A 23,322-nucleotide genomic window follows, 5' to 3' on the forward strand; every position below is an offset into this window, starting at 1 on the left:
GTTTCTCGATGAGGTGCTGCGGTCAGGCCGCGCCGGGTTTGAACAGGGTCACGCGGGCTTCGAGCCCGCCTTCGCTGCGGTTGTGCAGGCTGAGCTCCGCGCCCATCGCCATCGCGAGCTGGTGCGCGATGGCGAGTCCCAGGCCCGTGCCGCCGGTGCTTCGGTTGCGCGAGCTTTCGACCCGGTAGAAGGGCTTGAGCACGGCCTCCAGCTCGTCGGGCGGGATGCCCGGTCCGTTGTCGAGCACCGCGACGACCAGCCGGTCCGCCTCGGCATGCACCCGCACGCGCACGTCGCTGCCGAACTTCAATGCGTTGTCGATCAGGTTCACGAGGATCCGGCGCAGGGCATTGGGGCGCGTCACGATCGGCGCGTCGATGCGTCCCTCCAGCTGCACGGCCTGGCCCGAATCCTCGTAGTCGGCGACCATGCTTTCGAGCAGCGCATCGGCATCGATGCGCAAGGGGGGTTCCGTCGCGCCATGCAGCGTGCGCGCATAGGTGACGCCTTCTCTCACCAGCGCGTTCATGGCATCGAGGTCCTGCCGGAATTTGAGCTGATCCTTCTCGTTGTCCATCAACTCGGTGCGCAGCCGCATCCGAGTGATCGGCGTCTGCAGATCGTGCGAGATCGCCGCCAGGATCTCCACGCGCTCGGCCATGTAGCCGGCGATGCGCCGCTGCATCGCATTGAAGGCGCGTGCCGCGTGCGCCACTTCGGTGGGGCCTTCTTCGCCGAGCGTCCGGGCCTTCAGGTCGGGCCCGAGATCGTCCGCCGCCGCGGCGAGCCGCGCCAGCGGCCGTGTGACCAGCCGCACCGCGAACCAGGCGCAGACGGCCAGCACCACGAGCTGGATCGCCAGCAGCCACATGACCCAGTTCGACACCGGCATGCCTACCCGTCTTGCATCGACGATCACCGGGCTGCCGTCCGCCAGCTTCACCTGGATCCGAAGGCCTTCGGTCGGTTCGGCGACCTGTGCCACCTTCACGACCTCGAACGGATGCAGCGCGTTGACGATGGCGGCGGCGAACTCCTGCACCAGCGGCGTCGCGGGCGCGGGGCCCGTGACGCTGCCGTCCAGCATGAAACGGTAGTTGCGCCGCTCCAGCCGGCCCAGCCAGCTCGCGCGCTCCGCGGCGGGCAGGCGATCCAGGATGGCGATCGAACTCGCGATGTCGCGCTCGATGCCGCTCATCATCAGCTCGCGCAGCGCCATGCTGCGCTCGTAGCGGATCGCTGCGAAGGTCAGCAACTGCGCGATCGCGAGGCCCACGACGATGATCAGCGTTACGCGGGAGAACAGCGAGCGGGGGATCAGCCGGCGCATGGTGGGCATGGATGGGTTATAGACCCCGCCGCTCAGACCAGGTTGATCTCGACGCCGATGTTGCCCCGCGTGGCTTTGGAATACGGGCAGGTCTGGTGTGCGGCATCGACGAGGGCTTGGGCGACTTCGCGCTCCACACCGGGCATGCTGACGTTGAGTCGTGCCTGCAGGAAGTAGGCGCCGTCCGTGGTGCCCAGGTCGACTTCGGCGTCGACGGCGAGGTCGGCCGGGAGCTTGACCTTCATCCCGGCCGCAGCGATCCCGATCGCGCCGATGAAACAGGCCGACCAGCCGGCGGCGAACAGTTGCTCGGGATTGGTGCCGCTGCCCACGGTGCCGGGAGACGAGAGCTTGATGTCCAGGCGGCCATCGGAACTGCGGGATTCGCCGTTGCGACCGCCCGAAGAGGTGCGGGTCTTGCCGGTGTAGATGACTTTCTCGATGCGTGTCATGGTGGATTCCTTGGTTGGTTGAAGAACTGACGGCACGATTGTTGGTGCGGATCCTCCGGAAGGAAGCGAGCTTCGTATTCCTGTGTATCCGGACCGTCTTTCTCAACAGTAAATTTCACAATCGTCGACCTCGGCGCGGGCGCGGACTACATTGCGCTTGCAACACCTGCGTTCGAAGCCACACTGCCATGACTCCCAAGACTTCCGACCACATCCTCATCGTCGACGACGACCGCGAGATCCGCGAACTGCTCACCACCTACCTGGTCAAGAATGGCCTGCGGGTGGTCGCCGTGCCCACTGGCCGGCACATGCGCGCCGCGCTGGAGGAATCGGGCCCCTTCGACCTGATCATTCTCGATCTGATGTTGCCGGGCGAGGACGGGCTGACGCTGTGCCGCGACCTGCGCACGGGCAAGTACAAGGCAATCCCCATCCTGATGCTGACGGCGCGCAGCGAAGAGGCCGACCGGATCCTCGGCCTCGAGATGGGCGCCGACGATTACCTGGCCAAGCCCTTCTCCGCCCGGGAACTGCTCGCGCGCATTCGCGCCGTGATGCGCCGCACCCGGATGCTGCCTCCCAACATGCGCTCGACGGAGGCGGCCCAGAAGCTGGCCTTCGGTGAATGGCAGGTGGACACCACCGCGCGGCACCTGCTCGATGCGAGCGGCACGATGGTCGCGCTGAGCGGCGCCGAGTACCGGCTGCTGCGCATCTTTCTCGATCACCCTCAGAAGGTGCTGAGCCGCGACCAGCTGCTGAGCCTGACGCAAGGCCGGGAGGCGGACCTCTTCGAGCGCTCGATCGACCTGCTCGTGAGCCGGCTGCGCCAGCGGCTGCGCGACGACGCGCGCGAGCCGCGCTACATCAAGACCGTGCGCAGCGAAGGCTACGTGTTCGCATCGGCGGTGGAAGCGCTCGACTGAGGCGGCCAGGTGCGGGCTCGCCTTTCCGGCCCCGTGCGTTGACGGGCCGTGATGCAATGGCAACTCGTCGGATTGCGGATCTCGTGCGAGATGCCGCCCGCCAGGAAGAGCAGGGCAAGCCAGATCTTCATCTCACGAGCCCGCGGGCCGCTGCTCTGCAAGAAGCGCCTGGATCTTCTTCTCCGTTTCGCCGTAGCGTCCCTCGCCGAAGTGCGAGTAGACGATCTTTCCCTCTTTGTCGATCAGGTAGACGGCAGGCCAGTACTGGTTGTTGAAGGCCTTCCAGGTCGCGTAGCTGTTGTCCTGCGCGACCGCGTGCTTGATCTGCAGTTTCTTGATGGCGTCCTGGACGTTCTTGGTGGATTTCTCGAATGCGAACTCCGGCGTGTGCACGCCCACCACGACCAGGCCCTGGTCCTTGTACTTCTCGTGCCACTCCTTGACGTAGGGCAGGTGGTTCAGGCAGTTGATGCAGGTGTAGGTCCAGAAGTCGATGAGGACCACCTTGCCGCGCAACTCTTCCATCTTCAGCGGCTGGGAGTTGAGCCAGGTGTCGATCTTCTGGAACTCCGGTGCCGACCGGGTCCCGCCGGCAGCGGTGTCGCCGCCGATCGGAGGCGCAGCGAAGGTGAGCGCGGCCACCGAGACGGCGGCGGCCACGGCGAGCGGAAGTGCGATGGATCGGATGTTCATGGCGATGACTTTCGATTTCGGATTCAGCGCAGCGTGGTGCCGCCTTCGACCCGCGTCAGGCGCGTCGAGGAAGCCCTGTCGATGTCGTAGTAGGCGGGCACGCGGCTGCCCGCGAAGGCTTCGATGCGCAGGTTCTGGTTGGGGGCGTGTGCGCGTGCGCGCGCTTCGGCCAGCACCGCGGCGCGGTCGCGCGGCGCTGTCGGCGCGGCAGCCACGACGGAAGAAGCTGCATCCGAATACGGGTTCGCGGCGTGCGCCGCTGCCACCGCCTGTGCGCGGACCTCGCTGCGGCTCTGCGTCGACTGGAACTGCAGGACGCCGTGGTATTCCTCGGCATAGGCCTGCGTGACGGCAAGCACGGCGAACGAGGCGGCGATGGCGATGCGGGAGAACTTCTTCATGGTGATTTCCTTCGGGTGAGTGATGAGGCTTGCTTGGAAGCGAACGGATTCTTGGTCACGTTCGTCCTCGCCGGCGCACATCGCGTATGCCTCTGTATCAGCGCGAGAAATCCACACATTACGTTTCGCAGTCGGGTGTTCAAGGCCGAGTCTGCGCTGTTTGCATCGACTCTTGTATGCCTGTGTATCTACAGGCGCCGAGGTACGCGCACATACAAGATCGCACTCGGCGTGACACATCACGCATACATGTCGCGAATCCAATGGAGCCAACGCCAATCACTGCATTCAAAGGAACGCACATGCCCGAAGCAATCAATCGTCAACGCCGCATTTTTCTGGGGAGTGCCGTCGCGAGCGTCGCAGCTGCAGAACTGGCATTCATGGGTGTCGCCAACGCTGCGATCAAGCTGCCGAAGCTCGAACCGATCAGGCAGATCCGGGCCGGCGAGCTGGATGTCGGCTATTACGAAACCGGGCCTGCCGACGGCATCCCGGTGCTGCTGCTGCACGGCTATCCCTATGACATCCACAGCTATGTCGATGTTGCGCCCCTGCTGGCCGCGCGCGGATGCCGCGTGATCGTGCCGCACCTGCGCGGACACGGCAGCACCCGCTTCCTCGACAGCGCGAACCCGCGCTCCGCCCAGCAGGCCGCCGTGGCACTGGACCAGATCGCATTGCTGGATGCCTTGAAGATCGACCGTGCCGTGATGGTCGGCTACGACTGGGGCGCGCGCACGGCCTGCATCATCTCGGCGCTCTGGCCGGAGCGCTGCCTCGGGCTTCTTTCGGTCAACGGCTACATCATGACCAACCTTCCGGGCAACAAGCTGCCCCTGCCGGCAAAGGCGGAGCACGGCTGGTGGTACCAGTACTACTTCGCCACCGAGCGCGGCCGTGCGGGCCTCGAGGCGAACCGGCGCGACATCGCACGCATCCTGTGGACGACGAACTCGCCGAAGTGGAAGTACGACGACGCCACCTTCGAACGCACGGCCGCGTCCTTCGACAACCCGGACTACGTGCAGATCGTGATCCACAACTACCGCTGGCGCCTGAGCCTCGCGGACGGCTTTCCGCAGTACGCCGAGCTGGAGAAGCGGCTTGCCGCGCTGCCTTCGATCAGCGTTCCCACCATCACCATGGACGGCGACTCCGACGGCGTCGTGCCGGCCACCGACGGCAAGGCCTATGCCTCGAAGTTCACGGGCCCGCGATCGCACCGGATCGTGAACGCGGGCCACAACGTGCCGCAGGAGGCGCCGCAGGCCTTTGCCGATGCCGTCTGGACGCTCGCGTCTGCGCGCGGCTGAGGCAGGCGCCGGCGATTTCCTAGCCAGAGCCTGCCATCAGATTGATGCCACCCAGGGCGATCAGCACCATGCCGAGCGCTGCAGCCAGACGGTCCCCGCGAGGCAGCAATTTCTCGAGCGCGACGGCGATCGAAAGCGCGGCGACCCAGGCGAGGTTCATGACCCCGCCGACGAACAGCAAGGCCATCAGCGCCCAACAACAGCCCACGCAGAACAGCCCGTGCCGCGCCCCCATGACGAAAGCACCATACACGCCAGGGCGCCATTCTCCGAGCAAGAAGCCCAGCGGCGTTCCACAGCGCGAAAGACACATGCGCTTGAGGCGCGAGAACTGGTAGACGCCGGCGATGGCTGCTGACGGAGATACGGAAGAACTTCTCGGTGTTCAGGGCGTAGGGAGTCGCAATTCAGCGATCAGAAAGTCGATGAAGGCCCGGACCCGCAGCGGCGTGTGACGGCGATCGGGATAGATCAGCGAGAAGGGGCGAGAGCGGCCTCCGGCTTCGGGCAGCAGCTCCTGGAGGCCGCCACGGCGAAGGTCCTCCTGCACGATGTAGCGGTAGGTCTGCAAGAGCCCGGCGCCATGGCGCGCCAAGGTCACCATGCCCATGTAGTCGTCGGCGCAGCGGTAGCTGGGCGGCGTCTCGAGTTCGATGTCCTGTCCGTCGCGCCTGAAGAGCCAGGGCACCGGTTGTCCGGTGCTGGGCAGCACGAACTGGATGCACTCGTGCGCCGCCAGCGCCTCGAGCGAATCCGGCCTGCCCGCGCGAGCCAGGTAGGAGGGCGCGGCCACCAGCACCAACTCGGCGTCTTCGAGCTTGCGCGCGATGAGGCCGGAGTCCGGCGGCGCGCGTCCCCGAATCGCGAGGTCGAAGCCTTCGCCGGTGAAGTCGATATTGCGGTTGCTCAGGTGAAGCTCGATCCGCACCTTTGGAAAGCGCTCGCTAAAGCGCGGCAGCAACGGCAGCACGCGGTAGTGGCCATAAGGTGAGGCGATGCTGAGACGCAGCACGCCAGCCGGGGCCTGCTGCTCGCCGGTGAGCTGGCTCTCGGCATCGCGCATCAGGCTCAGCGCCTGGCGGCACTGTTCGTAGTAGGCGCGGCCCCCGTCGGTCAGATGAATCTGGCGGGTGGTGCGCACGAACAGGCGAACACCCAGCCGTGCCTCGAGCCGTGCAATCGAGCGGCTCACGGCGGCGGGGCCGAGGCCGGCGGCCAGGGCCGCGGCGGTGAAGCTTTCCAACTCGGCGGCGAGACAGAACAGTTCCAGGCTGCCGAGCATCAGATCGTCGAATTGGCGGCTCATGCTTGTTCCATCGAGTAACTAATGAAGTGACAGTCTATGTCTTTATTCACCCCAGGTGCATCAATACCATTGACCCATGTTTTCAAACCCAGGTGCCGCCTCAAGCAGTGGACGCCCTTACCAGGAGAAACGAAATGACCCAACGCTCGCCTCAAACCGTGATCGTCACAGGTGCCTCCAGCGGCATCGGCCTTGCCATCGCGCGAGCCTTCCTGCGCCGCGGCGACAACGTCGTCGGGAACGCGCGCACGCTCGAGCGACTGCAGGCCGCTGATCTCGCGCAGGACTTTCCAGACCAGTTCCTCGCGGTTGCCGGGGACGTCGCCGATCCGGCGACTGCCAAGCGGATCTTTGCCGAAGCGGTCGCACGTTTCGGCCATGTCGACGTGCTGGTCAACAACGCGGGCATCTTCACCCCGAAAGCCTTCGCCGAGTACACGGCCGCGGATGTCGATGCGCTGGTCGGCACCAACCTCAAGGGCTTCTTCTACGTCTCGCAGGAAGCGGTGCGCCACATGACGCCGCGCAAGCAGGGCCATATCGTCAACATCACGGCCAGCCTCGCCTTGCAGCCGAATGCCAGCGTGCCCGCGCTGCTGCCGGTCCTGGTCAAGGGCGGTCTCAACGACGCGACCCGGGCGCTGGCGCTCGAACTCGCGCCGCACAACATCCAGGTAAATGCCGTCGCACCCGGGATCATCGACACGCCGCTCTACACGCCGGACATGCACGCCTTCCTGAACACGCTGCAGCCGGCAGGCCGGATCGGCGCGCCGGCGGACATCGTGGACGCGGTCCTGTACCTGAGCGATGCATCCTTCACCACGGGCGTCGTCCTGCCGGTGGATGGCGGTATGAGCACAGGCAAGTGGTGAGGGGAGGCCAGCCATGCCCTACGTCAACATTCAAGTGACTCGCGAAGGCGTGACCGCAGAGCACAAGGAGCAGCTCATCGCCGGTGTGACCGACCTGCTGGAGCAGGTGCTGAAGAAGCCGCCGGAACTGACCTTCGTCGTGATCGACGAAATCGACACCGACAACTGGGGTCATGGGGGTCGATCCGTGACCGCGCGGCGCCGCGAAGAGGCGAAAGCGAAATAGCGGCGTCGGAAAGAAGATGCCCAGGTTCAGCGATTGCGGGTCGGTTGTCGCCACGCGATAAGCCCTGCTGTTCTGGCCCGTACTTCAGGCGAAGCCAGACAGGTGGCGACAGCCTCATAGCCTGGAGCGCCGGGATATGGGGCGACCTGAGTCGGTGGACTGTGGTTCGCGGGGCAGAGGATGATTGCTTCGTCCGGACCGACAGCAGACAAGTCGAGGATTGCGCAGGAGCGAGTGAGCATGAAGATCGGCCGCGCGCCGGATCCACGGCGGCGCAGCCGGGCAATCAGAGCCTCTTGGGTGGCTTGGTCTAACCCTTGTTCGATCATGTCCACGACCAGGGCGTCCGGCCCGTCTGCTTCTAGCCCAGCGAGCAATGCAACCAAGGCATCCGACGGCGTAGCGCCATCCTCTGCAAGCCAGGCCAGGGCCTGATCGAGCCGAGACCTCAAATGGGGCGCGCCGTTCAGCCGTGATTTTGCTGCTGCACCGCCATCTGCAAGTCTCTCCAGGCCAAGCAAGGCGGCGTTGGGCAGCGCTTTGGCGAGGCATTGCGCCAGTCGGGTCTTGCCGCTGCCGAGCGGACCGATGATGTAGTTCAGAGGCCGGATCTCGCGAAGTTCGAATCGCTCCCCACCCCAAGGCCACGGCAGGTCGAATGCGACGCGGACCTCCGAGACGGGCGCCAGCAAGCCCGCCAGTTCGCCAATGGTCGGAGTCTGACCTTGCGCAACGTTGCTTCGCAAGCCACGGACCTTCTCGACAGTGTGTGCAAGTTGACGAAGTTGCACTTCCAGCGCTGTTTGGTGAGCGGCCAATGCTTGCTCCAGGCCTTGGGAATTGCCTTCCAGCACCCGTCCCACTTGGGCAAGACTGAAGCCGAGCGCGCGAAGAGCGACGATTTCGGCAGCGCGAGTCATCTCCCCTTGACCATAGGCGCGCCATCCCGCCGTGGTTCGGCCAGGGTCCACCAGGCCGCGCTGCTCATAGAGCCGTAGAGCCTTGGCCGAAACGCCGAGCCGCCTCGCGGCTTCGGACGGACTCAGATACTGGGCGGGAGATCGCATGAAACGTTCCTTTCGATTGATCTTCCCTTTCTAAAGGGTGCCCCTGGGGTCGGGTCAACAGTTGGCCTGACGGGCCAGGTCTGACGCGTGCAGGGCTTGCGCCTAAGGGCTGCGCTGCTCGGGCAATTGCTGGCCACTGCGATTCGTGAGCATGCGCCGCAACGCAATAGCACCACAAGCGGCGGCCGCCAGAGACGCGGTCCACATCGAAAGAATAGCTTCAATGGACAGCTCGCCGTTCGTGCTTTGCGCCAAGCCAGTCAGCACGATGGTTCCACTGTTGTACGCGCCATGAAGCGCGATGCACGGGATGAGAGACCGGGTCCGCTCATAGAGCCAGCCCAGAATTGTTCCAGCGACGAGACCGACCAGGAACTGGTACATGTTCAGATGAACGGCCCCGAAGAGCACGGCCGATCCGAAGATTGCCGTTGAGCGCGAGTACCGTTCGAGAAAGCCTCTCAGCACGATTCCCCGAAAAAGCATCTCTTCAAGCACCGGCGCAAGCACGCAAACCGCCAGCACCGTGGCGATGTCGTTGGTGCCAACGCGTTGAAAGAACTGCTCTTCCCAAGCAGAAAGCGGCGCAATGCGAACCAGGAGTTCCTGCACGTATCCCATGAACAGCAGCAGCGCGGGCACGAGCAGCAGCACCGGCGGGACTATCAGCGCCAGCGTCGCCTTCGCCGACGACGGAGAGTCGTGAAACAAGCTGCGATAGGTGATGTTCCGGAAGTGCATCACGAGGGCAAAGACACACCCGTTGCCAAGGAGCACCGTCAAGGCCTGGTGCTGCTCCAGCGATAGCCCAAGCATTCCATTGGCGTCGCGAAGCGCAGATGAGACAACGACCTCGCAAAGCACCAGCGCCAAGTACAAGAGAAATGCTTGGTAGGCCGTCGGAAATGGCTCCAACCCATTTCGCATCAGGCGGTACTCGTGAGATGCCGAGCGGCAGCAGGCACATTGCCATTTCTCGACGCAAGTAAAGCCAGCTCGATGCCGGAACCCCAAAACTTCATCTCGATGCGCTTCCTGTTGTTGCTTGACCCGGGGCTTACCCAGGAGGCAGAGATGATACGAAATGTTTCGCTCACCCTGAGGCGCGCATATTGGCCGTCCGCTGACTCTGTCTCAACAGCTTCGATGAACTAACGTTCCAAAAGAATGCGAAGCATGCGCTCCGGGTTGGCGAGGAAGTCGCGGGTGACCTGGAAATGCTCGGTGTCCTCATAGGCAACCTTCGCAACTCCTTCCTTGCTGCATTGATAGATGCATGCATCGGGATAGGCCATGAGGATCGGCGAGTGAGTCGCGATGATGAACTGGGACGCGTCCAGGACGAGGTCATGCATGCGCGACAACACGGCAAGCTGCCGTTGGGGCGAGAGAGCGGCCTCCGGTTCGTCGAGGATGTAGATGCCTTGCCCGCCGAAGCGTTCCATCATGAGCGCCATGAAGGATTCGCCATGTGACTGTTCATGCAACGAGCGGCCGCCGTAGGAGTCGATGGCAGGTGGTCCGAACGAGGGCTCGGCATCGAGATTCTCGATCTCGGTGGCGACGTTGAAGAAGCTTTCTGCCCGCAGGAAGAACCCGTCGCGAGGCCGTTTGATGCCCTTGGCAACGCGAAGGTATTCGTGCAGCTCCGAATGCGATTGCCGGGTTCCGAAGCGGAAGTTCTTGCTGCCGCCCTCGGCATTGAAGCCCAGCGAGACTGCAATGGCTTCGAGGAGCGTCGACTTGCCGGACCCGTTCTCCCCCACGAAGAACGTGACCTTCGGATGAAGGTCGATGTGTTCGAAGGAGCGAATCGCCGGCAGGCAGAACGGGTACCGCTCGAACGACTCGACCTTGTTGCGCAGCAGGGCGACGCGACTGACGTACTGGGTTGAGATCATGAAATCCAAGCGCGCGAGCGTAGGGAAAACTGCCTTGCGTCGAGCGAGACCGCCCTACAGATCCAGCGCCAGAAACTTGGTGCCTGGAATCGGGTTGAAGACGTAGGGCTCGATCGATCTGAACCCTAGCGACTGGTAGAGGCCTTGAGCGGCGCCCATTGTGGGCAGCGTATCGAGACAGATGCGGGCGTACCCTGCTTCACGCGCCTCCTGACAGACGCGTTCCGTGAGTCGTCGCCCGAGCTGCTCGCCGCGTGCCTGGGGCCGGACGTAAAGGCGCTTCATCTCGCCCGTGCTGGCGTCGATGGGGCGAAGCGCGATGCACCCGAGCGCGTCCGTACCTCTCCATGCAAGCAATATGCGGCCGGCAGGCGGCTCGTACTTGCCGGGCAATGCGGCCACTTCAGCTTCGAAGCCCTGGAATTCCAGGTCGATGCCCAAGCTTTCGGCGTACTCGCGAAAGAGGACGCGCACCGTGTCCAGGTCGCGCGGCAGCTCGGCAGCTTTGATCTCAATCATCGTCATCGAATCGTGCCATGACTGCCGATGTTCGCTCTATCGGTAGAACGCCTCGACCTTGCCCTTCAGCTTGATCAGCAGCGGTTTGCCCTTGCGATCCAGCGTCTTGCCTGCGGGCACCTTGATCCAGCCTTCGCTGATGCAGTACTCCTCCACATCGGCGCGCTCCTTGTCGTTGAATCGGATGCCGATGTCGTGCTCGAAGACGGCAGCGACGTGATGGGGGCTGCGCGGATCGATGGATAGATGATCGGGAAGAGGTGGGGTTGGCGTGGCTTCGGTCATGGATGTGGGTTCCTCGTTCGACACCGGCCCGCAGCCGACTTCACGGCGAGACCAAGACCGATGACGGTGCGTGATGATATGGCCGCGTTTGGCCGCACCGCCGGCGCCATGCCCTCACCAGTCTTCCTTGACCGCCAGCACCGCATCGCGCGCGGCCGCTGCGCGCCCAGCCAGCCAGGCGGTGACGGTGCCGGCCACCACCACCGCGGCGCACAGCGCGGCCAGGCGCGCCCACGGCACCAGCAGGTCCATGGTCCAGTGGAAGCTCTGCGGATTGACCACGTGCACCAGCACCACCGACACCGCGAGCCCGAGCGCCAGGCCGGCGAGGGCGCCGATGGCGGTCCAGGCCGCACCTTCGCCGGCCACCACCGCGAGCACCTGGGTGCGCGTGAAGCCCAGATGCGCGAGCAGCCCGAACTCCTTGCGCCGCGCCAGCACCTGCGCGCTGAAGCTGGCCGCGATGCCGAACAGGCCGATGCCGATTGCCACCGCCTGCAGCCAGTAGGTGACGGCGAAGCTGCGGTCGAAGATGCGCAGCGAGGTCGCGCGCAGCTGGCCGACGGAGGCGATCTCGATCGGCTCGGCGGCGGCGGCCTCGCGCACCGCTTGCTGCACCTGCGCTTCCGACGCACCCGGCGCAAGCCACAGCGAGATGTCGCTCACGCTGCGGTCGCCGGTCAGGCGCTCGAAGTCGCGCGCATCCATGGTGATGGCGCCGAACTGCCGCACGTAGTCGCGCCACACGCCGGCGACGAAGAAGCGCTTGCCGCCGCCGAAGGCCTTGTTGAGCGCTTCGAACTCCGTGCCCGGCTTCGCGCCGTAGAGCTCGACCATCGCCTCGCTCACGTAGATGCCCACCCGGCCCGCGGGTACCGGAAGTGCTGCACCCAGGAGCGGCAGCGAACGCGACGCCTCATCGTCCAGGCTGCGCGAGATCAGCGTGACAGCCGGCCGCGCCGGATCGAGCAGCAGAGCCCGCGTGCGCAGCGTGCCGGTGCGCGCCACGCCGGGCAGTTGCGCGAGCGCCTGCACGAAGGCCGGCGTGAAGGCGGCCTGCTCGCTTTGGCTGGAACTGCCGGCGGTGGCGCTGCGCACATAGAGATCGGCCGGCAGCACCACGTCGAGCCAGCGCGTCACCGACTCGCGAAAGCTCGCGACCATCACGGTGAGCGCGACCGCGAGGCTCAGGCTCGCGACCACGCCGCTGACGGCCACCGCCGCCGTGCCGCGCATGCGCCGCGCGCGCTCGATCGCGAGCATCGGCAACACGCGGTGCGCGGCGAGCGGTGCGAGCCGGCCGTAGAGCAAGGCAATCAGCCAGGGCAGGGCGGCGATGCCGCCGACCAGCAGGAAGCCCACCGAGAGATACGCCGCGATCGGGATGCCGAAAACCGCCGGCGCCGTTGCCAGCGCCGCACCGGCCGCGATCAGCAGCAGGGCCAGCTTGTATGCGCCGCCCTGCGCGGGCGCGGCGCCCAGGCCCTTGAGCGTCTGCGCTTCGGGCAGCGCCTGGGCCGCACGCGCGGGCCACCAGCCGCCGACCCCCGCGGCGAGCACGCCGAGGCCGCCATAAAGCAGCGCCGTGCCCGAGCTCCAGCGCAGGGTCGGCGCAACGCCGTCGAAGTAGCCGCCGCCAAGGTCGCCGCCCAGCACCCGCAGCGCGACGGCGGCGAGCGCGGTGCCGAGCGCGATGCCGGCGACGCTGCCGAAGAGGCCCAGCACCAGCGATTCGGCGAGCACCAGCCGCAGCCGCTCGCGCGGCGTGAGGCCCAACACGCCGAGCAATGCGAACTGTTGCGCGCGCTTGGCGACGCTCAAGGCCAGCACCGAGAACACCAGGAAGGCGCCGGTGAACAAGGCCACCAGCGCGAGCACCGTGAGGTTCACGCGGTAGGCGCGCGAGAGATTGCTCACGCGCTCGGCCGCATCGCCCGGTTCGGCGATCTGGATGCTTGCGGGCCAGCCCGGCGACTCCTGCAGCGAACGGATGAAAGCCGCGCGGTCGATGCCGGGCGCGAGCCGCAGGTCGATGCGCGTGAGCTGGCCTCCGCGGCCGAAGAGATCCTGCGCCGCGCCGATGTCCATCACCGCCAGCGCGCTGCCGCCGGCCGCCACCTGGCCGGCCACGCGCAGTGCGTGTTGCTGCGTGCCGATGCGCAGCTGCACCGTGGCGGCGGCTTCGCCGAGCGCGGTGCGCGCGGCGGCATTGAGGAACAGCGTGTCCGGCGCGAACAGCGCAAAGCGGTCAGCGTCCTTCGCCGGCTGCGGCATCAGCGCAGGCGCGATCGTGGGCAGCACCAGTGCATCGACGCCGATCACGCGTAGCGCGATGCGGCGCTCGCTGCCCGCGACGAGCGCCACCGCCTGCGATTCCAGCACCGGGCTGGCGAGCGTCACCTGCGGATGCTGCGCCACGCGCGCGAACACGGCCTCGTCGAAGCCGCCTTGCGCGGCGCGCAGTTCCAGGTCCGGCTGGCCGTTGACCGAGCGCACGGCGCTCGCGAACTCGTCGAGCGCCGATGCGTTGATGAGCTGCACCGAGAAGGCCAGCGCCACGCCGAGCATCACTGCCAGCACCGCGGCCGCATTGCGCCAGGGATGGTGGCGGAGTTCCTGCCAGGAGAAGGTACGAAGAAGCGCTCGCATGGAGCTGGCGATTCTGCGCGCTCGCTCAAAGCCGTTCGGCTTGCACGGCCAGGTAGGCGCGCACCGCCGGGCTGGTGCTGAGGCCGGCCGCGCGCGCATAGGCCTCGCGGGCTGCGGCGGGCTCGCCGGTGCCGCCGAGCAGGTGGGCGCGCGCGGCCCAGTAGGGCTGATAGCTCGCGACTTCTGCGATGGCGATGGCATCGAGCGCCTGCAGGCCCGCGGCCGATCCTTCGGCGATCGCCACCGCGCAGGCGCGGCTCACGCGGGCCCCGATGCTCGGGCGCCATGCGAGCAGCCCGTCATAGAGCGCAACCAGCGCATCGGGCGGAACCTGCGCACCCAGCCGGCGCGCGCAGTGGGCTGACTGGATCGCGGCTTCCATCTGGTAGGCGCCGAGCGACTTCAGAGCCGCGGCGTGCTGCAGCACTCGTTCGGCCTCTTCGCGCATCGCATGGTTCCAGCGCGCGGTGTCCTGCAAGTCGAGCGGCACATAGTCGCCGGCCGCGCCGCGCCGGGCGGCGGCACGGCTCTCGCAGAACAGCATCAGCGCGAGCAGGCCCAGCGGCTCGGGCTCATCGGGCATCAGGCCGCACAGGATGCGGCACAGGTCGATGGCTTCGCCGGTGAGGCCGCGTTGCGCAGCGTCGGCGCCGTCGACGTCGTCCCAGCCGGTGCCATAGGCCGCGTAGATGCCATCGAGCACGTCCTGCAGCCGGTGCGGAAGATCGCGGGTTTGCGGAAATTCGAAAGGAATGCCGGCCGCGCGAACGCGCGCCTTGGCCCGCACCAGGCGCTGGCCGAGCGTGGACGGTGCGACCAGGAAGGCGCCCGCCATGCGCGCCGCGTCGAGCCCGAGCACGGTCTGCAGCATCAGCGGCGCGCGCGCCGCGGCATCGATCGCCGGGTGCGCGCACACGAAGAAGAGGCGCAGCCGCTCGTCCGGCACGGCCTCGCCGCCGGCGGTGTCGGCTGTGAACTCGTCGGCCAGCAGAAGCAGGGTCTGCGTGGCCTCGTCCTGCACGCGGCTGTGGCGCCATGCATCGAGCGTGCGGTTGCGCGCCACGCTGAGCAGCCAGGCCTCGGGCTGATCGGGAATGCCTTCCTGCGGCCAGCGCTCGAGCGCGCGCGCGAAGGCATCGGCCAGCGCATCTTCCGACGCGGCGATGTCGCGCGTGCGCGCCGAGAGGATCGCGACCAGCCGGCCGTAGGACTGGCGCGCGGCCTTCTCGGCGGCCTCGTGCGCTGCGTGGATTGCAGCAGACCCCGTCACATCTCGGGTGCGGTGAATACCGGGCGCACCTCGACGCCGCCCGTGGTGGCACAGGGCGCGCGCGCGGCCCACTCGAGCGCGGCGTCGAGGTCCGGCACCTCGATCACGAAGTAGCCGCCGAGCTGTTCCTTGGTGTCGGCAAAGGGGCCGTCCTGCACTTGCCGCTTGTCGCTGCGCACGCGCAGCGTGGTGCCGGTCATCGGCGGATGCAGGCCGTGGCCGTTCTGCACGATGCCCGACTGGCGCACCGCGCCCACATAGTCCATCCAGCTGGCGCGGTGGGCCTGCGCGGCGGCATCGTCGCGCTGGTCGAACTCGGATTGGGGTTGATAGAACAACAGCATGTATTGCATGGGAACTCCGAAAAGGAACATCGAGCAGGATCGCTCAACCCAATGACGGCTGGCAAGCGGGCATTTCGACAGCCGGTGTCGGCAATTGCCGCAGTGCCCGAACCGGCGAGCGAAGGATCAGCCAGGCCTGCAGCACGAAGCCCGCCAGGGCCAGCAGCAGGCAGGCCGGCTCGCCCCACGTCGCGCCGACGATGCCGCCCAGGGCCGCGCCGACCGGACGGGCGCCGGCATTGACCGTGAGGAACACGGCCGAGACCCGGCCCAGCATCGCGTTGGGTGTCACCGTCTGCCGCAAGGTGGTGGATGTGATGACCCAGACGATCGGCCCCACGCCGAACAGGAACAGCGAGATCGCCGCGAGCGCGCCGCTGGGCACCACCAGCGTGGCCGTCATCAGCAGCGCCGCGAGCACCGAAGACACAGGCCCGAACTGGATCGCCCGGCCCAGCGGCATCGCGCCGACCATGCGCGAAGCCAGCAGCGCGCCGGTCACCATGCCGGCGCCGCAGATGCCCAGGCTAAGGCCGACCGCGCCGGCGCCCAGTCCCAGCGTGCGCACCGCATAGGGCACGTAGGCAGCCTGGAGCACGAACCAAGAGGTGTTCCAGGCCGCGGCCGTCAGCAGGATGGGCCGCAGCAGCTCGTGCCGCCACACGAGGCGCGCTCCATCCTGCAGTTCGAGCAGCGGATGGCGTGCACTCGGGCGTGTGCGCTGCGGCTCGGCAATGCGCAGCAGCAGCACGACGGCCGATACCGACAACATCGCGGCCAGCACGAAAGCCGCAGGCGCGCCGAGCCACGCCACCAGCGCGCCGGCCAGCGCCGGCCCGGCGGCGAAGGCGGCGCTGCGCGCGAGTTCGAGCCGCCCGTTGGCGCGGGCCAGCGCTTCGCGCGGGACGAGCGCCGGCACCAACGCCGGCGCCGCGATGTTGAAGCCCACGGTGCCGACGGCGCCAATGAAGCCGAGGAGCGCCAGCCATTCGATCGACGGGCGGGCCGTCGCCACGACCGCGAGCAGGCCCAGCAAGGCCAGCGCCCGCAGCGCTTCCGCCCACAGCATCAGGCGCTGCCGCGAGGTCCTGTCGGCGATCAGGCCCAGGGGGATCGACAGCAGCAGGAAGGGCAGGGTCTGCACCGTGGCCAGCATGCCGATCTCGCCCGGGCCGGCGCCAAGCGCGAGCACCGCCACCAGCGGCACGGCGGCCAGGCTCAGCTGCTCGGCCGACTGGGCTGCCAGGTTGGACCAGGCCAGCTTGACGAAGGGGCGGGGGAGTTTCGGATCCATGCGCTTCCTGCAAGAAATGAAGTCGCGATCATCGACCGTAGGCCGCTTCGACGCTGGCCGTATGCGGACCTGTGAATGCGAGCCTCCGAAGCCCTCGCGTCCTGCGCTCGTCACAGAGTTTTCATGCGAAGCGCGGAGCATCGGCCGGTTACCCACACCACAGCAAAACAATGGCCAAAGACTTCGACCGCATGGAGGACTCCAACCGGAGTGCCAATCCCACTATTCACGAGGTCTCCGACCCGGCACGCCGCATCTTCGTGCGCGGCGGCCTGGCGGCAGCAGCCAGCGGCTTGTTCGCACCGTTCACGCTCGGCACGCTGGCCGGCTGCGCCGCGACCGGCGGCGCCGGCAACCCGGCTGCCCTCGGCCGCGGTATCGGCTTCAAGAGCGTGCCGATGGCTGCCATCGATCGCGTTGCGGTGCCCGAGGGCTACACCGCGCAGGTGCTGTACCGCTGGGGCGACCCGGTGGGGATCGCCGGCCAGATGCCGGCCTTCAAGCCCGACGGCTCGAACAGCGCGGCCGAGCAGGCGCTGCAGGCCGGCATGCACCACGACGGCATGGCCTTCTTCCCCGTCGAGGGCTCCTCGCAGCGCGGCCTGCTGGTGATGAACCACGAGTACGTGGACGACGGCCTGCTGCACGCCGACGGCATGAAGACCTGGACGGCAGAGAAGGTGCGCAAATCCATGCACGCGCACGGCGTCTCGGTGATCGAGATCCAGCGCGAGGGCAGCGCGTGGAAGCAGGTGATGCCTTCGAAGTTCGCGCGCCGCATCACCGCCCTGACGCCGATGACCATCACCGGCCCGGCCGCCGGCCACCCGATGCTCAGAACCGCCGCCGATCCGAGCGGCACGCGCGTGCTGGGCACCTACAACAACTGCGCCAACGGCCAGACGCCCTGGGGCACCTATCTGACCTGCGAAGAGAACTTCGCCGACTACTTCGAGGGCGTCGACAATCCCGACGCGCACCAGCGCCGCTGGGGCATCCGCAAGGGCAACGGCTCCAAGTACCGCTGGCACGAGCACGAACAGCGCTTCAACGTCGCGCGGCATCCGAATGAATCCAACCGCTACGGCTGGGTGGTCGAGATCGATCCGCAGGACCCGAGCTCCACGCCCGTCAAGCGCAGCGCGCTCGGCCGCGCCGCGCACGAAGGCGCGGCCACAGCGCTGACGGCCGACGGCCGCGCGGTGGTCTACATGGGCGAGGACTCGCGCTTCGAATACATCTACAAGTTCGTCAGCCGCGACCGCGTCAAGCCCGGCGGCTTCGCGGCCAACCGCGAGCTGCTGGACCACGGCACGCTGTACGTCGCGCGCTTCGACGTCGACGGCACCGGCGAATGGCTGCCGCTGGTGCAAGGCCAGGGGCCGTTGACCGCCGACAAGGGCTTTGCGAACCAGGGCGACGTGCTGATCAAGTCGCGCCAGGCCAGCGACGCGCTGGGAGCCACCAAGATGGACCGGCCCGAATGGACCACGGTGGACCCGATCACCAAGGAGGTCTACTGCACGCTGACCAACAACAGCAACCGCGGCGCCGCCGGCCAGCCCTTCATGGACGCGGCCAACCCGCGTTCCAACAACACCATGGGCCAGATCATCCGCTGGAAGGAAGGCGGCGATCTCGATGCCAGCAAGTTCGCCTGGAACCACCTGGTGCTGGCCGGAGACCCGAAGCAGGGCCGCTCGGAAGCGCAGGGCAGCGTCAAGGGCGACACCTTCGGCAGCCCCGACGGCCTGATGGTCGATGCGCGCGGCGTGCTGTGGATCCAGACCGATGCGTCGACCTCGACGCTGGGCAAGGGCGACTACAGCAGCCTGTCCAACAACCAGATGCTGGCCTGCGATCCCACCAAGGGCGAGATCCGCCGCTTCCTGGTCGGCCCGTCGGGCTGTGAAGTCACCGGGCTCACGGCCACGCCCGATCTCAAGACGTTGTTCATCAACATCCAGCATCCGGGCGAGCCTGCCAACGAGCGCAGCGATCCGGAGCGTCCGCTGGCCGTGTCGAAGTGGCCCGACGGCGCCGGCCGGCCGCGCTCGGCGACGGTCGTCATCACCAAGAACGACGGCGGCGTGATCGGTACCTGAGTCAGCCGGCTGGTTGTGTCAGGACGCGGTGCAGGCTGCCGGCCACGGCCAGCAGCTCGCGCTCGCGCTGCGCATGGCCGACCAGCTGCATGCCGATCGGCAAGCCTTGCGGCCCCAGCAGGCCGGGCACGGCGACGCAGGGCGCGCCGAGCAGGGTCCAGATGCGGTTGAAGACCGGGTCGCCGGTGGCGGCCAGGCCCGCCGGCGCCTCGCCGGGTGCGGCGGGCACCAGCAGTGCATCGACATCGCGCATCAGCTCGGGTAGCAGGCGGCGGGCGATGGTGGCTTGCGCCAGCGCCTGTGCGTAGGTCTCGTCGGTGCAGTCGCGGCCGCCTTGCAGCAATGCGCTGAGTGCCGCGCTGAGCTGTTCAGGATGCCGGCGCCATTCGGTGTCGAGCTGGCGCGCGGCCTCGAAGGCCATCACGGTTTTCTGCGCCTCCACCAGCCCGGCCAATGCGCTGGGCAGGACGATGTCGCCCAGCGTGACGCCGGCCGCACCGGCCAGCTTCAGCGCCTGCTCGAAGGCCGCGGCGCCGCCGGCATCGATGGCCGGCCATTCGTGCGTGCGGCAAACACCGAGGCGCAGCGCGCGCGGCGCAGGCGTTGGCAGCGGCGCGAAGGCCATCCCGTTCATCGCACCGCGCATCAGCTCCAGGTCGTCGGCGCTGCGCGCCAGCCAGCCCAGGGTGTCCAGCGAGGGCGAGAAGGGCTTGATGCCTTCGAGGCTCAGCGCGCCGAAGCTCGGCTTGAGCGCGAACACGCCGCAGAAGGAGGCGGGGCGAATCAGCGATCCCGCCGTCTGCGTGCCGAAGGCGATCGGCACCATGCCGTCGGCCACCGCGGCGGCCGAGCCGCTGGACGAGCCGCCGGGCGTATGGGCCGGGTTGTGCGGGTTGGCCGTGGGTCCGGGCGAGAAGTAGGCGAACTCGGTGGTCACGGTCTTGCCCATCACGAGCGCGCCGGCCGCGCGTGCGAGCGCCACGCAGGCGGCATCGGCCGCGGGGCGGAAGCCCTCGTAGATCGGCGAGCCGTAGCGCGTGGGCATATCGGCGGTGGCGATGAGATCCTTGACGCCGATCGGCACGCCGCCCAGCAGACCGGGCCGGCCGCGCGCGTCCAGCGCGCGGGCTGCGGCGATGGCGCCCTCGGTGTCGAGGTGCTGCCAGGCATGGATCAGCGGCTCGCGTTCGGCGATGCGCTCGAGGGCGTCGCGGGCTGCTGCTTCGGCCGTCATCGTGCCTGCGGCCATGGCCTGGCGCAGGGCGACTGCGGTCAACCCCATCAGGCGGCCTTGGCTTGCGCCGGCGCGAACATCGACTCCATCTCGTGGCGGATCTTGTAGGCGTGGGTCGTGGTGTCCATCGCGACGTCGGCCCAGCAGAGGCTCTGACCCTTCTTCACCGGGCGCACCAGCTTGATGTTGTGCGCGAGGCCCAGCGGCAGGCCGCCGATGCGCGTCGAGCGTTCGGCCGGCAGCAGCTTGCCCCACACGGTGTAGCCGCCTTCGCCGTCGAGCGTCTCGCCCGCCGCGAGGTCGCGCTTGGCGGTGGCCACCACGTCGGCGTTCCAGCAGCTGGCGACGCCGGTCGCCTCGCCGCGCAGCGCCACGCTCGCGACCGAGACGCCGACCTCCAGCCCGATCAGGTGCCAGCGCTTGTAGAGCGTGAAGTAGCGCCCGCTCGGATCGGTATGCGCGTTGTATTCGTCGAAGCAGTTCTTGATGTACTCGGTCTCGGCCTCGACCGTGACCCACACGCCCATGCGGATGTCGTAGGGGATCTTGCGGCCGTCGGCCTCGAGCGAGGACACCACTTCGACCATGCCCTTGCGTTCGAGCACGCCGCCTTCGTTCTTCGGCCGCGTGACGAAGGGAATGTCTTCCACGCTTGCCGGCGGATAGAGCAGGCCGTCGGAGGGCACGCCGAGGCCGGTGGCGTTGGCCACCGCAGCGCTTTCGATCGAAGGCTTGGAACCGTCGAGGAAGCTGTTGAACATCTTCGGGTTGAGCCCGCCGCGCAGCGCCTGCTCGGGCGTGAGACCGTAGTTGCCCCACACGGTCTCGGGCGTCGATTCACTGAAGTGCGGCAGCCACTTGTGGCCGCGCCCCGCGGCCACCACGGGAAAGCCGCAGGTGCGAGCCCAGTCGACCAGGTCGCAGATCAGCGCCGGCTGATCGCCGAAGGCGAGCGAATACACCACGCCCGCCTGCTGTGCGCGGCGCGCCAGCAGCGGGCCACAGAAGGCATCGGCCTCGACCGTGACGTTGACCACGTGCTTGCCGTGCGCGAAGGCATCGAGGCAGTGGTCGACCGCGGCCACCGGATTGCCGGTGCACTCGACCACGATGTCGATCGAAGGCTCGCGCGTCACGGCCTGCCAGTCTTCGGTGATCCAGGTGCTGCCGGTTTGCAGCGCTTCCTGCACCGAGCGGGCGGCCGCGCGCTCGGGCTTCCAGCCGACGCGTTCGAGGTTGGCGCGCGCCGCGGCGGGCGAGAGGTCGGCGATGGCGACCAGCTGCACGCCGGGCGTGCGCGGAATCTGCGCCAGGTACATCGAGCCGAACTTGCCGGCGCCGATCAGGCCGATGCGCACCGGCTTGCCGTCGGCCGCGCGTTGTTGGAGTCGGGTGTAAAGGCTCATGTGCTTCCTAGTAACCGTTCGCACTGAGCTTGTCGAAGTGCTGCGTCGATCGCCTGCGGCTTCGACCCTTCGACCGGCTCAGGGCAGGCCGAGCTCAGCCCGAACGGATGGTGGTGTTCAGGCGGCGGCGAATTCCAGTTCATCCAGTGAAGTGCGCAGCGCGCTCTCGGGCAGGCCGTTCTTCCACGGCACCTCGACCGGGTAGGGCTTCAGCAGGCAGTCGTCCGGCAGCATCTCGATCGGCGTGAAGTCGCGGTGCGCGATGTACTCGGGCCGCTTGAAGCGCCGGATGTGGTTGCTGACCGCGCATAGGCTCAGGTACACGGCCACGCGGTCGAAGGGCGAGAGGTTGCTGCCCGAGGCATGCACGAGGCAGCTGTGGAACAGGATCATCGAGCCGGCGGGGCCCTTGGGCGAGACGATGCCACCCCCGACGTGGCGGCCCGCCGCGTCGTAGTGCCCTTTGCCACCCGCGCGATCCACCAACTGGCGGATCAGGTCGTTGTCGACCGTCCACAACGGATAGCTCGTCGTCGTGAGATCGTGCTTGGCTTCGACCACGCCCTTCACATGGCTGCCGGGAATGAACATCAGCGGGCCGTTGTGCTCGTTCACGTCGTCGAGAAAGATCGCGACGTTCATCGCGCGCTCGGTGGGCATCAGGTCGTCGTTGAGCCAGGTGCCGTAGTCCTGGTGCCATTGCCAGACGTCGCCCTCGAAGGCCATCTTGCCGTTGATCTTGAACTGGTGCATGTAGACCTGTTCCTCGAACAGATCGCTCACCGGGCCCACCATGCGCGGATGGCGCGCAAGGCGCGCGAAGGGCTCGCTGATCAGGTGCGCGGCGAAATTGGTGCGCACGGCGTCCGAGCCTTTCTCGCGCACGTTGAAGGCCTCGCGCCGGCTATAGAGCTCGGGCACTGCGTCCGTGAGCACCTTGGTCTCTTCGGCAGAGAAGTGGCCGGGGAAGAAGAGGTAGCCGTCGCGCTCGAACTGCGCGCGCTGCTCGGGGCTGAGTCTCATGCGGTATCTCCTGCTTGGGTGGGGGTGTGGGCGGAAAGACGTTCGGCCAGCCGCATGCCGAGGGTTCGACTGGCCTGCGCGCCGTGCTCCTCGCTGAGGCGTGCGGCGGTATCGGCATCGCCGGCCGCGATGGCGCGGGCGATCGCCTCGTGCTCGTCCCACAGCGACTCGCGCTGCGGCACGGACTGCAGCACCGCGCCCATGGCACGGCGCAGGTGGCGCCAGTGCTGGTCGGCGCTTTGCGCGATCAGCGGGTTACCGGATGCGACGTAGATGGCATGGTGAAAAGCCATGTCGGCATCGATCATGGCTTCGACGCTGCGGCCGCGCGCGGCACGGCGGCCGCGCTCGATCAGCTTGGGATCGATCTTGAAGCGCTGCTCGGCCGCGAGCCGCGCCGCCAGCACGTCGAGCGCGCCGCGCACCTGGTAGACCTTGGCGGTCCATTCGGCATCGAGCGGCGCGACCAAGAGGCCGCGGCCCGGCGCGTCGAGCACGAAGCCGTCTTTCTTCAAGAGGCGCAGCGCCTGCAGCACCGGCTGGCGCGAGACGGCCAGGCGCCTGGCCAGGTCTTCCTGCGTGATGCGCTCGCCGGGCGCCAGCGAACCGCCGCTGATGGCGTCGAGCAACGCGCGGTAGACCTGGTCGACGAGGTCGGGGGCGGCGGCGATCTGGACGAGCTGGGCGGGCATCGGCG

At 67.5% G+C, this 23,322-nt stretch carries 23 protein-coding genes and 1 pseudogene; 5 read left to right on the forward strand and 19 right to left on the reverse strand.

Annotation, left to right across the window (positions count from 1 at the left end):
• Positions 1 to 22: 22 nt before the first annotated feature.
• On the reverse strand, positions 23 to 1,339 hold the full coding sequence (locus BLS74_RS01845; protein WP_093102469.1) for an ATP-binding protein: 1,317 nt from the start codon (positions 1,337 to 1,339) through the stop codon (positions 23 to 25).
• A 23-nt stretch (positions 1,340 to 1,362) separates the two neighbouring features.
• Positions 1,363 to 1,782, reverse strand: a complete 420-nt coding sequence (locus BLS74_RS01850; protein ID WP_093102470.1) for an organic hydroperoxide resistance protein — start codon at positions 1,780 to 1,782, stop codon at positions 1,363 to 1,365.
• Positions 1,783 to 1,970: 188 nt separating this feature from the next.
• Here BLS74_RS01850 and BLS74_RS01855 point away from each other — a divergent pair, with 188 nt between their 5' ends.
• Entirely contained in the window at positions 1,971 to 2,711 is a 741-nt protein-coding gene (locus tag BLS74_RS01855) for a response regulator (RefSeq protein WP_093102472.1), read from the forward strand.
• Between the two features lie 132 nt (positions 2,712 to 2,843).
• Here the strand turns inward: BLS74_RS01855 and BLS74_RS01860 are convergent, their stop codons facing one another.
• Together BLS74_RS01860 and BLS74_RS01865 are read right to left on the reverse strand one after the other, a co-directional pair.
• The gene (locus BLS74_RS01860; protein WP_093102474.1) at positions 2,844 to 3,404 is read right to left on the reverse strand and encodes a thioredoxin family protein; all 561 of its coding nucleotides are present in this window, start codon (positions 3,402 to 3,404) and stop codon (positions 2,844 to 2,846) included.
• A 23-nt stretch (positions 3,405 to 3,427) separates the two neighbouring features.
• A complete protein-coding gene (locus BLS74_RS01865) occupies positions 3,428 to 3,805 on the reverse strand; it encodes a hypothetical protein (protein WP_093102476.1) in 378 nt (125 codons plus the stop codon).
• 302 nt (positions 3,806 to 4,107) lie between these two features.
• Here BLS74_RS01865 and BLS74_RS01870 point away from each other — a divergent pair, with 302 nt between their 5' ends.
• On the forward strand, positions 4,108 to 5,121 hold the full coding sequence (locus BLS74_RS01870; RefSeq protein ID WP_093102478.1) for an alpha/beta fold hydrolase: 1,014 nt from the start codon (positions 4,108 to 4,110) through the stop codon (positions 5,119 to 5,121).
• Between the two features lie 19 nt (positions 5,122 to 5,140).
• Here the strand turns inward: BLS74_RS01870 and BLS74_RS01875 are convergent.
• A pseudogene (locus BLS74_RS01875) lies at positions 5,141 to 5,473 on the reverse strand (DUF2182 domain-containing protein); the annotation flags it as partial.
• A 33-nt stretch (positions 5,474 to 5,506) separates the two neighbouring features.
• Entirely contained in the window at positions 5,507 to 6,427 is a 921-nt protein-coding gene (locus tag BLS74_RS01880; RefSeq protein ID WP_093102480.1) for a LysR family transcriptional regulator, read from the reverse strand.
• A gap of 134 nt (positions 6,428 to 6,561) precedes the next feature.
• Between BLS74_RS01880 and BLS74_RS01885 the strand changes: the two genes are divergently transcribed.
• Both BLS74_RS01885 and BLS74_RS01890 read left to right on the forward strand, forming a co-directional pair.
• Complete coding sequence (locus tag BLS74_RS01885) at positions 6,562 to 7,302, forward strand: SDR family NAD(P)-dependent oxidoreductase (protein ID WP_093102482.1); 741 nt, start codon at positions 6,562 to 6,564, stop codon at positions 7,300 to 7,302.
• A 13-nt stretch (positions 7,303 to 7,315) separates the two neighbouring features.
• Positions 7,316 to 7,528 (forward strand): tautomerase family protein, encoded by a 213-nt coding sequence (locus BLS74_RS01890; protein WP_093102484.1) that lies wholly within the window; start codon positions 7,316 to 7,318, stop codon positions 7,526 to 7,528.
• Positions 7,529 to 7,554: 26 nt separating this feature from the next.
• Here BLS74_RS01890 and BLS74_RS01895 read toward each other — a convergent pair whose 3' ends face one another.
• The 9 genes from BLS74_RS01895 to BLS74_RS01935 form a co-directional block, all read right to left on the reverse strand.
• Positions 7,555 to 8,595: a MerR family transcriptional regulator gene (locus BLS74_RS01895; RefSeq protein ID WP_093102486.1), complete on the reverse strand. Its 1,041-nt coding sequence runs from the start codon at positions 8,593 to 8,595 to the stop codon at positions 7,555 to 7,557.
• A gap of 102 nt (positions 8,596 to 8,697) precedes the next feature.
• Positions 8,698 to 9,474, reverse strand: coding sequence for a CPBP family intramembrane glutamic endopeptidase (locus BLS74_RS01900; protein ID WP_244503707.1), 777 nt, complete (start codon positions 9,472 to 9,474; stop codon positions 8,698 to 8,700).
• 272 nt (positions 9,475 to 9,746) lie between these two features.
• Positions 9,747 to 10,496 (reverse strand): AAA family ATPase, encoded by a 750-nt coding sequence (locus tag BLS74_RS01905; protein ID WP_093102684.1) that lies wholly within the window; start codon positions 10,494 to 10,496, stop codon positions 9,747 to 9,749.
• Positions 10,497 to 10,550: 54 nt separating this feature from the next.
• A complete protein-coding gene (locus BLS74_RS01910) occupies positions 10,551 to 11,015 on the reverse strand; it encodes a GNAT family N-acetyltransferase (protein WP_093102686.1) in 465 nt (154 codons plus the stop codon).
• Positions 11,016 to 11,051: 36 nt separating this feature from the next.
• Positions 11,052 to 11,300 (reverse strand): DUF3297 family protein, encoded by a 249-nt coding sequence (locus BLS74_RS01915; RefSeq protein ID WP_093102490.1) that lies wholly within the window; start codon positions 11,298 to 11,300, stop codon positions 11,052 to 11,054.
• Positions 11,301 to 11,414: 114 nt separating this feature from the next.
• The gene (locus tag BLS74_RS01920) at positions 11,415 to 13,949 is read right to left on the reverse strand and encodes an ABC transporter permease (RefSeq protein WP_093102492.1); all 2,535 of its coding nucleotides are present in this window, start codon (positions 13,947 to 13,949) and stop codon (positions 11,415 to 11,417) included.
• Positions 13,950 to 13,974: 25 nt separating this feature from the next.
• Entirely contained in the window at positions 13,975 to 15,219 is a 1,245-nt protein-coding gene (locus BLS74_RS01925) for an RNA polymerase sigma factor (protein ID WP_244503708.1), read from the reverse strand.
• Positions 15,216 to 15,572 carry a YciI family protein gene (locus BLS74_RS01930; RefSeq protein ID WP_093102494.1) on the reverse strand — a complete coding sequence of 119 codons (357 nt, stop codon included), beginning with the start codon at positions 15,570 to 15,572 and terminating at the stop codon, positions 15,216 to 15,218. Before BLS74_RS01930 ends, BLS74_RS01925 begins: the two co-directional genes overlap by 4 nt.
• A gap of 34 nt (positions 15,573 to 15,606) precedes the next feature.
• Positions 15,607 to 16,857, reverse strand: a complete 1,251-nt coding sequence (locus BLS74_RS01935; RefSeq protein ID WP_093102496.1) for an MFS transporter — start codon at positions 16,855 to 16,857, stop codon at positions 15,607 to 15,609.
• A gap of 170 nt (positions 16,858 to 17,027) precedes the next feature.
• Here BLS74_RS01935 and BLS74_RS01940 point away from each other — a divergent pair, with 170 nt between their 5' ends.
• Complete coding sequence (locus BLS74_RS01940) at positions 17,028 to 18,962, forward strand: PhoX family protein (protein WP_093102498.1); 1,935 nt, start codon at positions 17,028 to 17,030, stop codon at positions 18,960 to 18,962.
• Position 18,963: 1 nt separating this feature from the next.
• Here the strand turns inward: BLS74_RS01940 and BLS74_RS01945 are convergent, their stop codons facing one another.
• The 4 genes from BLS74_RS01945 to BLS74_RS35490 form a co-directional block, all read right to left on the reverse strand.
• A complete protein-coding gene (locus BLS74_RS01945) occupies positions 18,964 to 20,244 on the reverse strand; it encodes an amidase (protein WP_093102500.1) in 1,281 nt (426 codons plus the stop codon).
• Positions 20,244 to 21,602, reverse strand: coding sequence for an NAD(P)H-dependent oxidoreductase (locus BLS74_RS01950; protein WP_093102502.1), 1,359 nt, complete (start codon positions 21,600 to 21,602; stop codon positions 20,244 to 20,246). Before BLS74_RS01950 ends, BLS74_RS01945 begins: the two co-directional genes overlap by 1 nt.
• A 117-nt stretch (positions 21,603 to 21,719) precedes the next feature.
• Positions 21,720 to 22,625, reverse strand: coding sequence for a phytanoyl-CoA dioxygenase family protein (locus tag BLS74_RS01955; protein ID WP_093102504.1), 906 nt, complete (start codon positions 22,623 to 22,625; stop codon positions 21,720 to 21,722).
• Complete coding sequence (locus tag BLS74_RS35490) at positions 22,622 to 23,317, reverse strand: GntR family transcriptional regulator (protein WP_093102505.1); 696 nt, start codon at positions 23,315 to 23,317, stop codon at positions 22,622 to 22,624. The genes BLS74_RS01955 and BLS74_RS35490 overlap by 4 nt, the downstream gene beginning before the upstream one ends.
• Between the last annotated feature and the right edge of the window lie 5 nt (positions 23,318 to 23,322).

The organism is Variovorax sp. CF079 (assembly GCF_900101545.1).
Taxonomy (GTDB): Bacteria; Pseudomonadota; Gammaproteobacteria; order Burkholderiales; family Burkholderiaceae_C; genus Variovorax.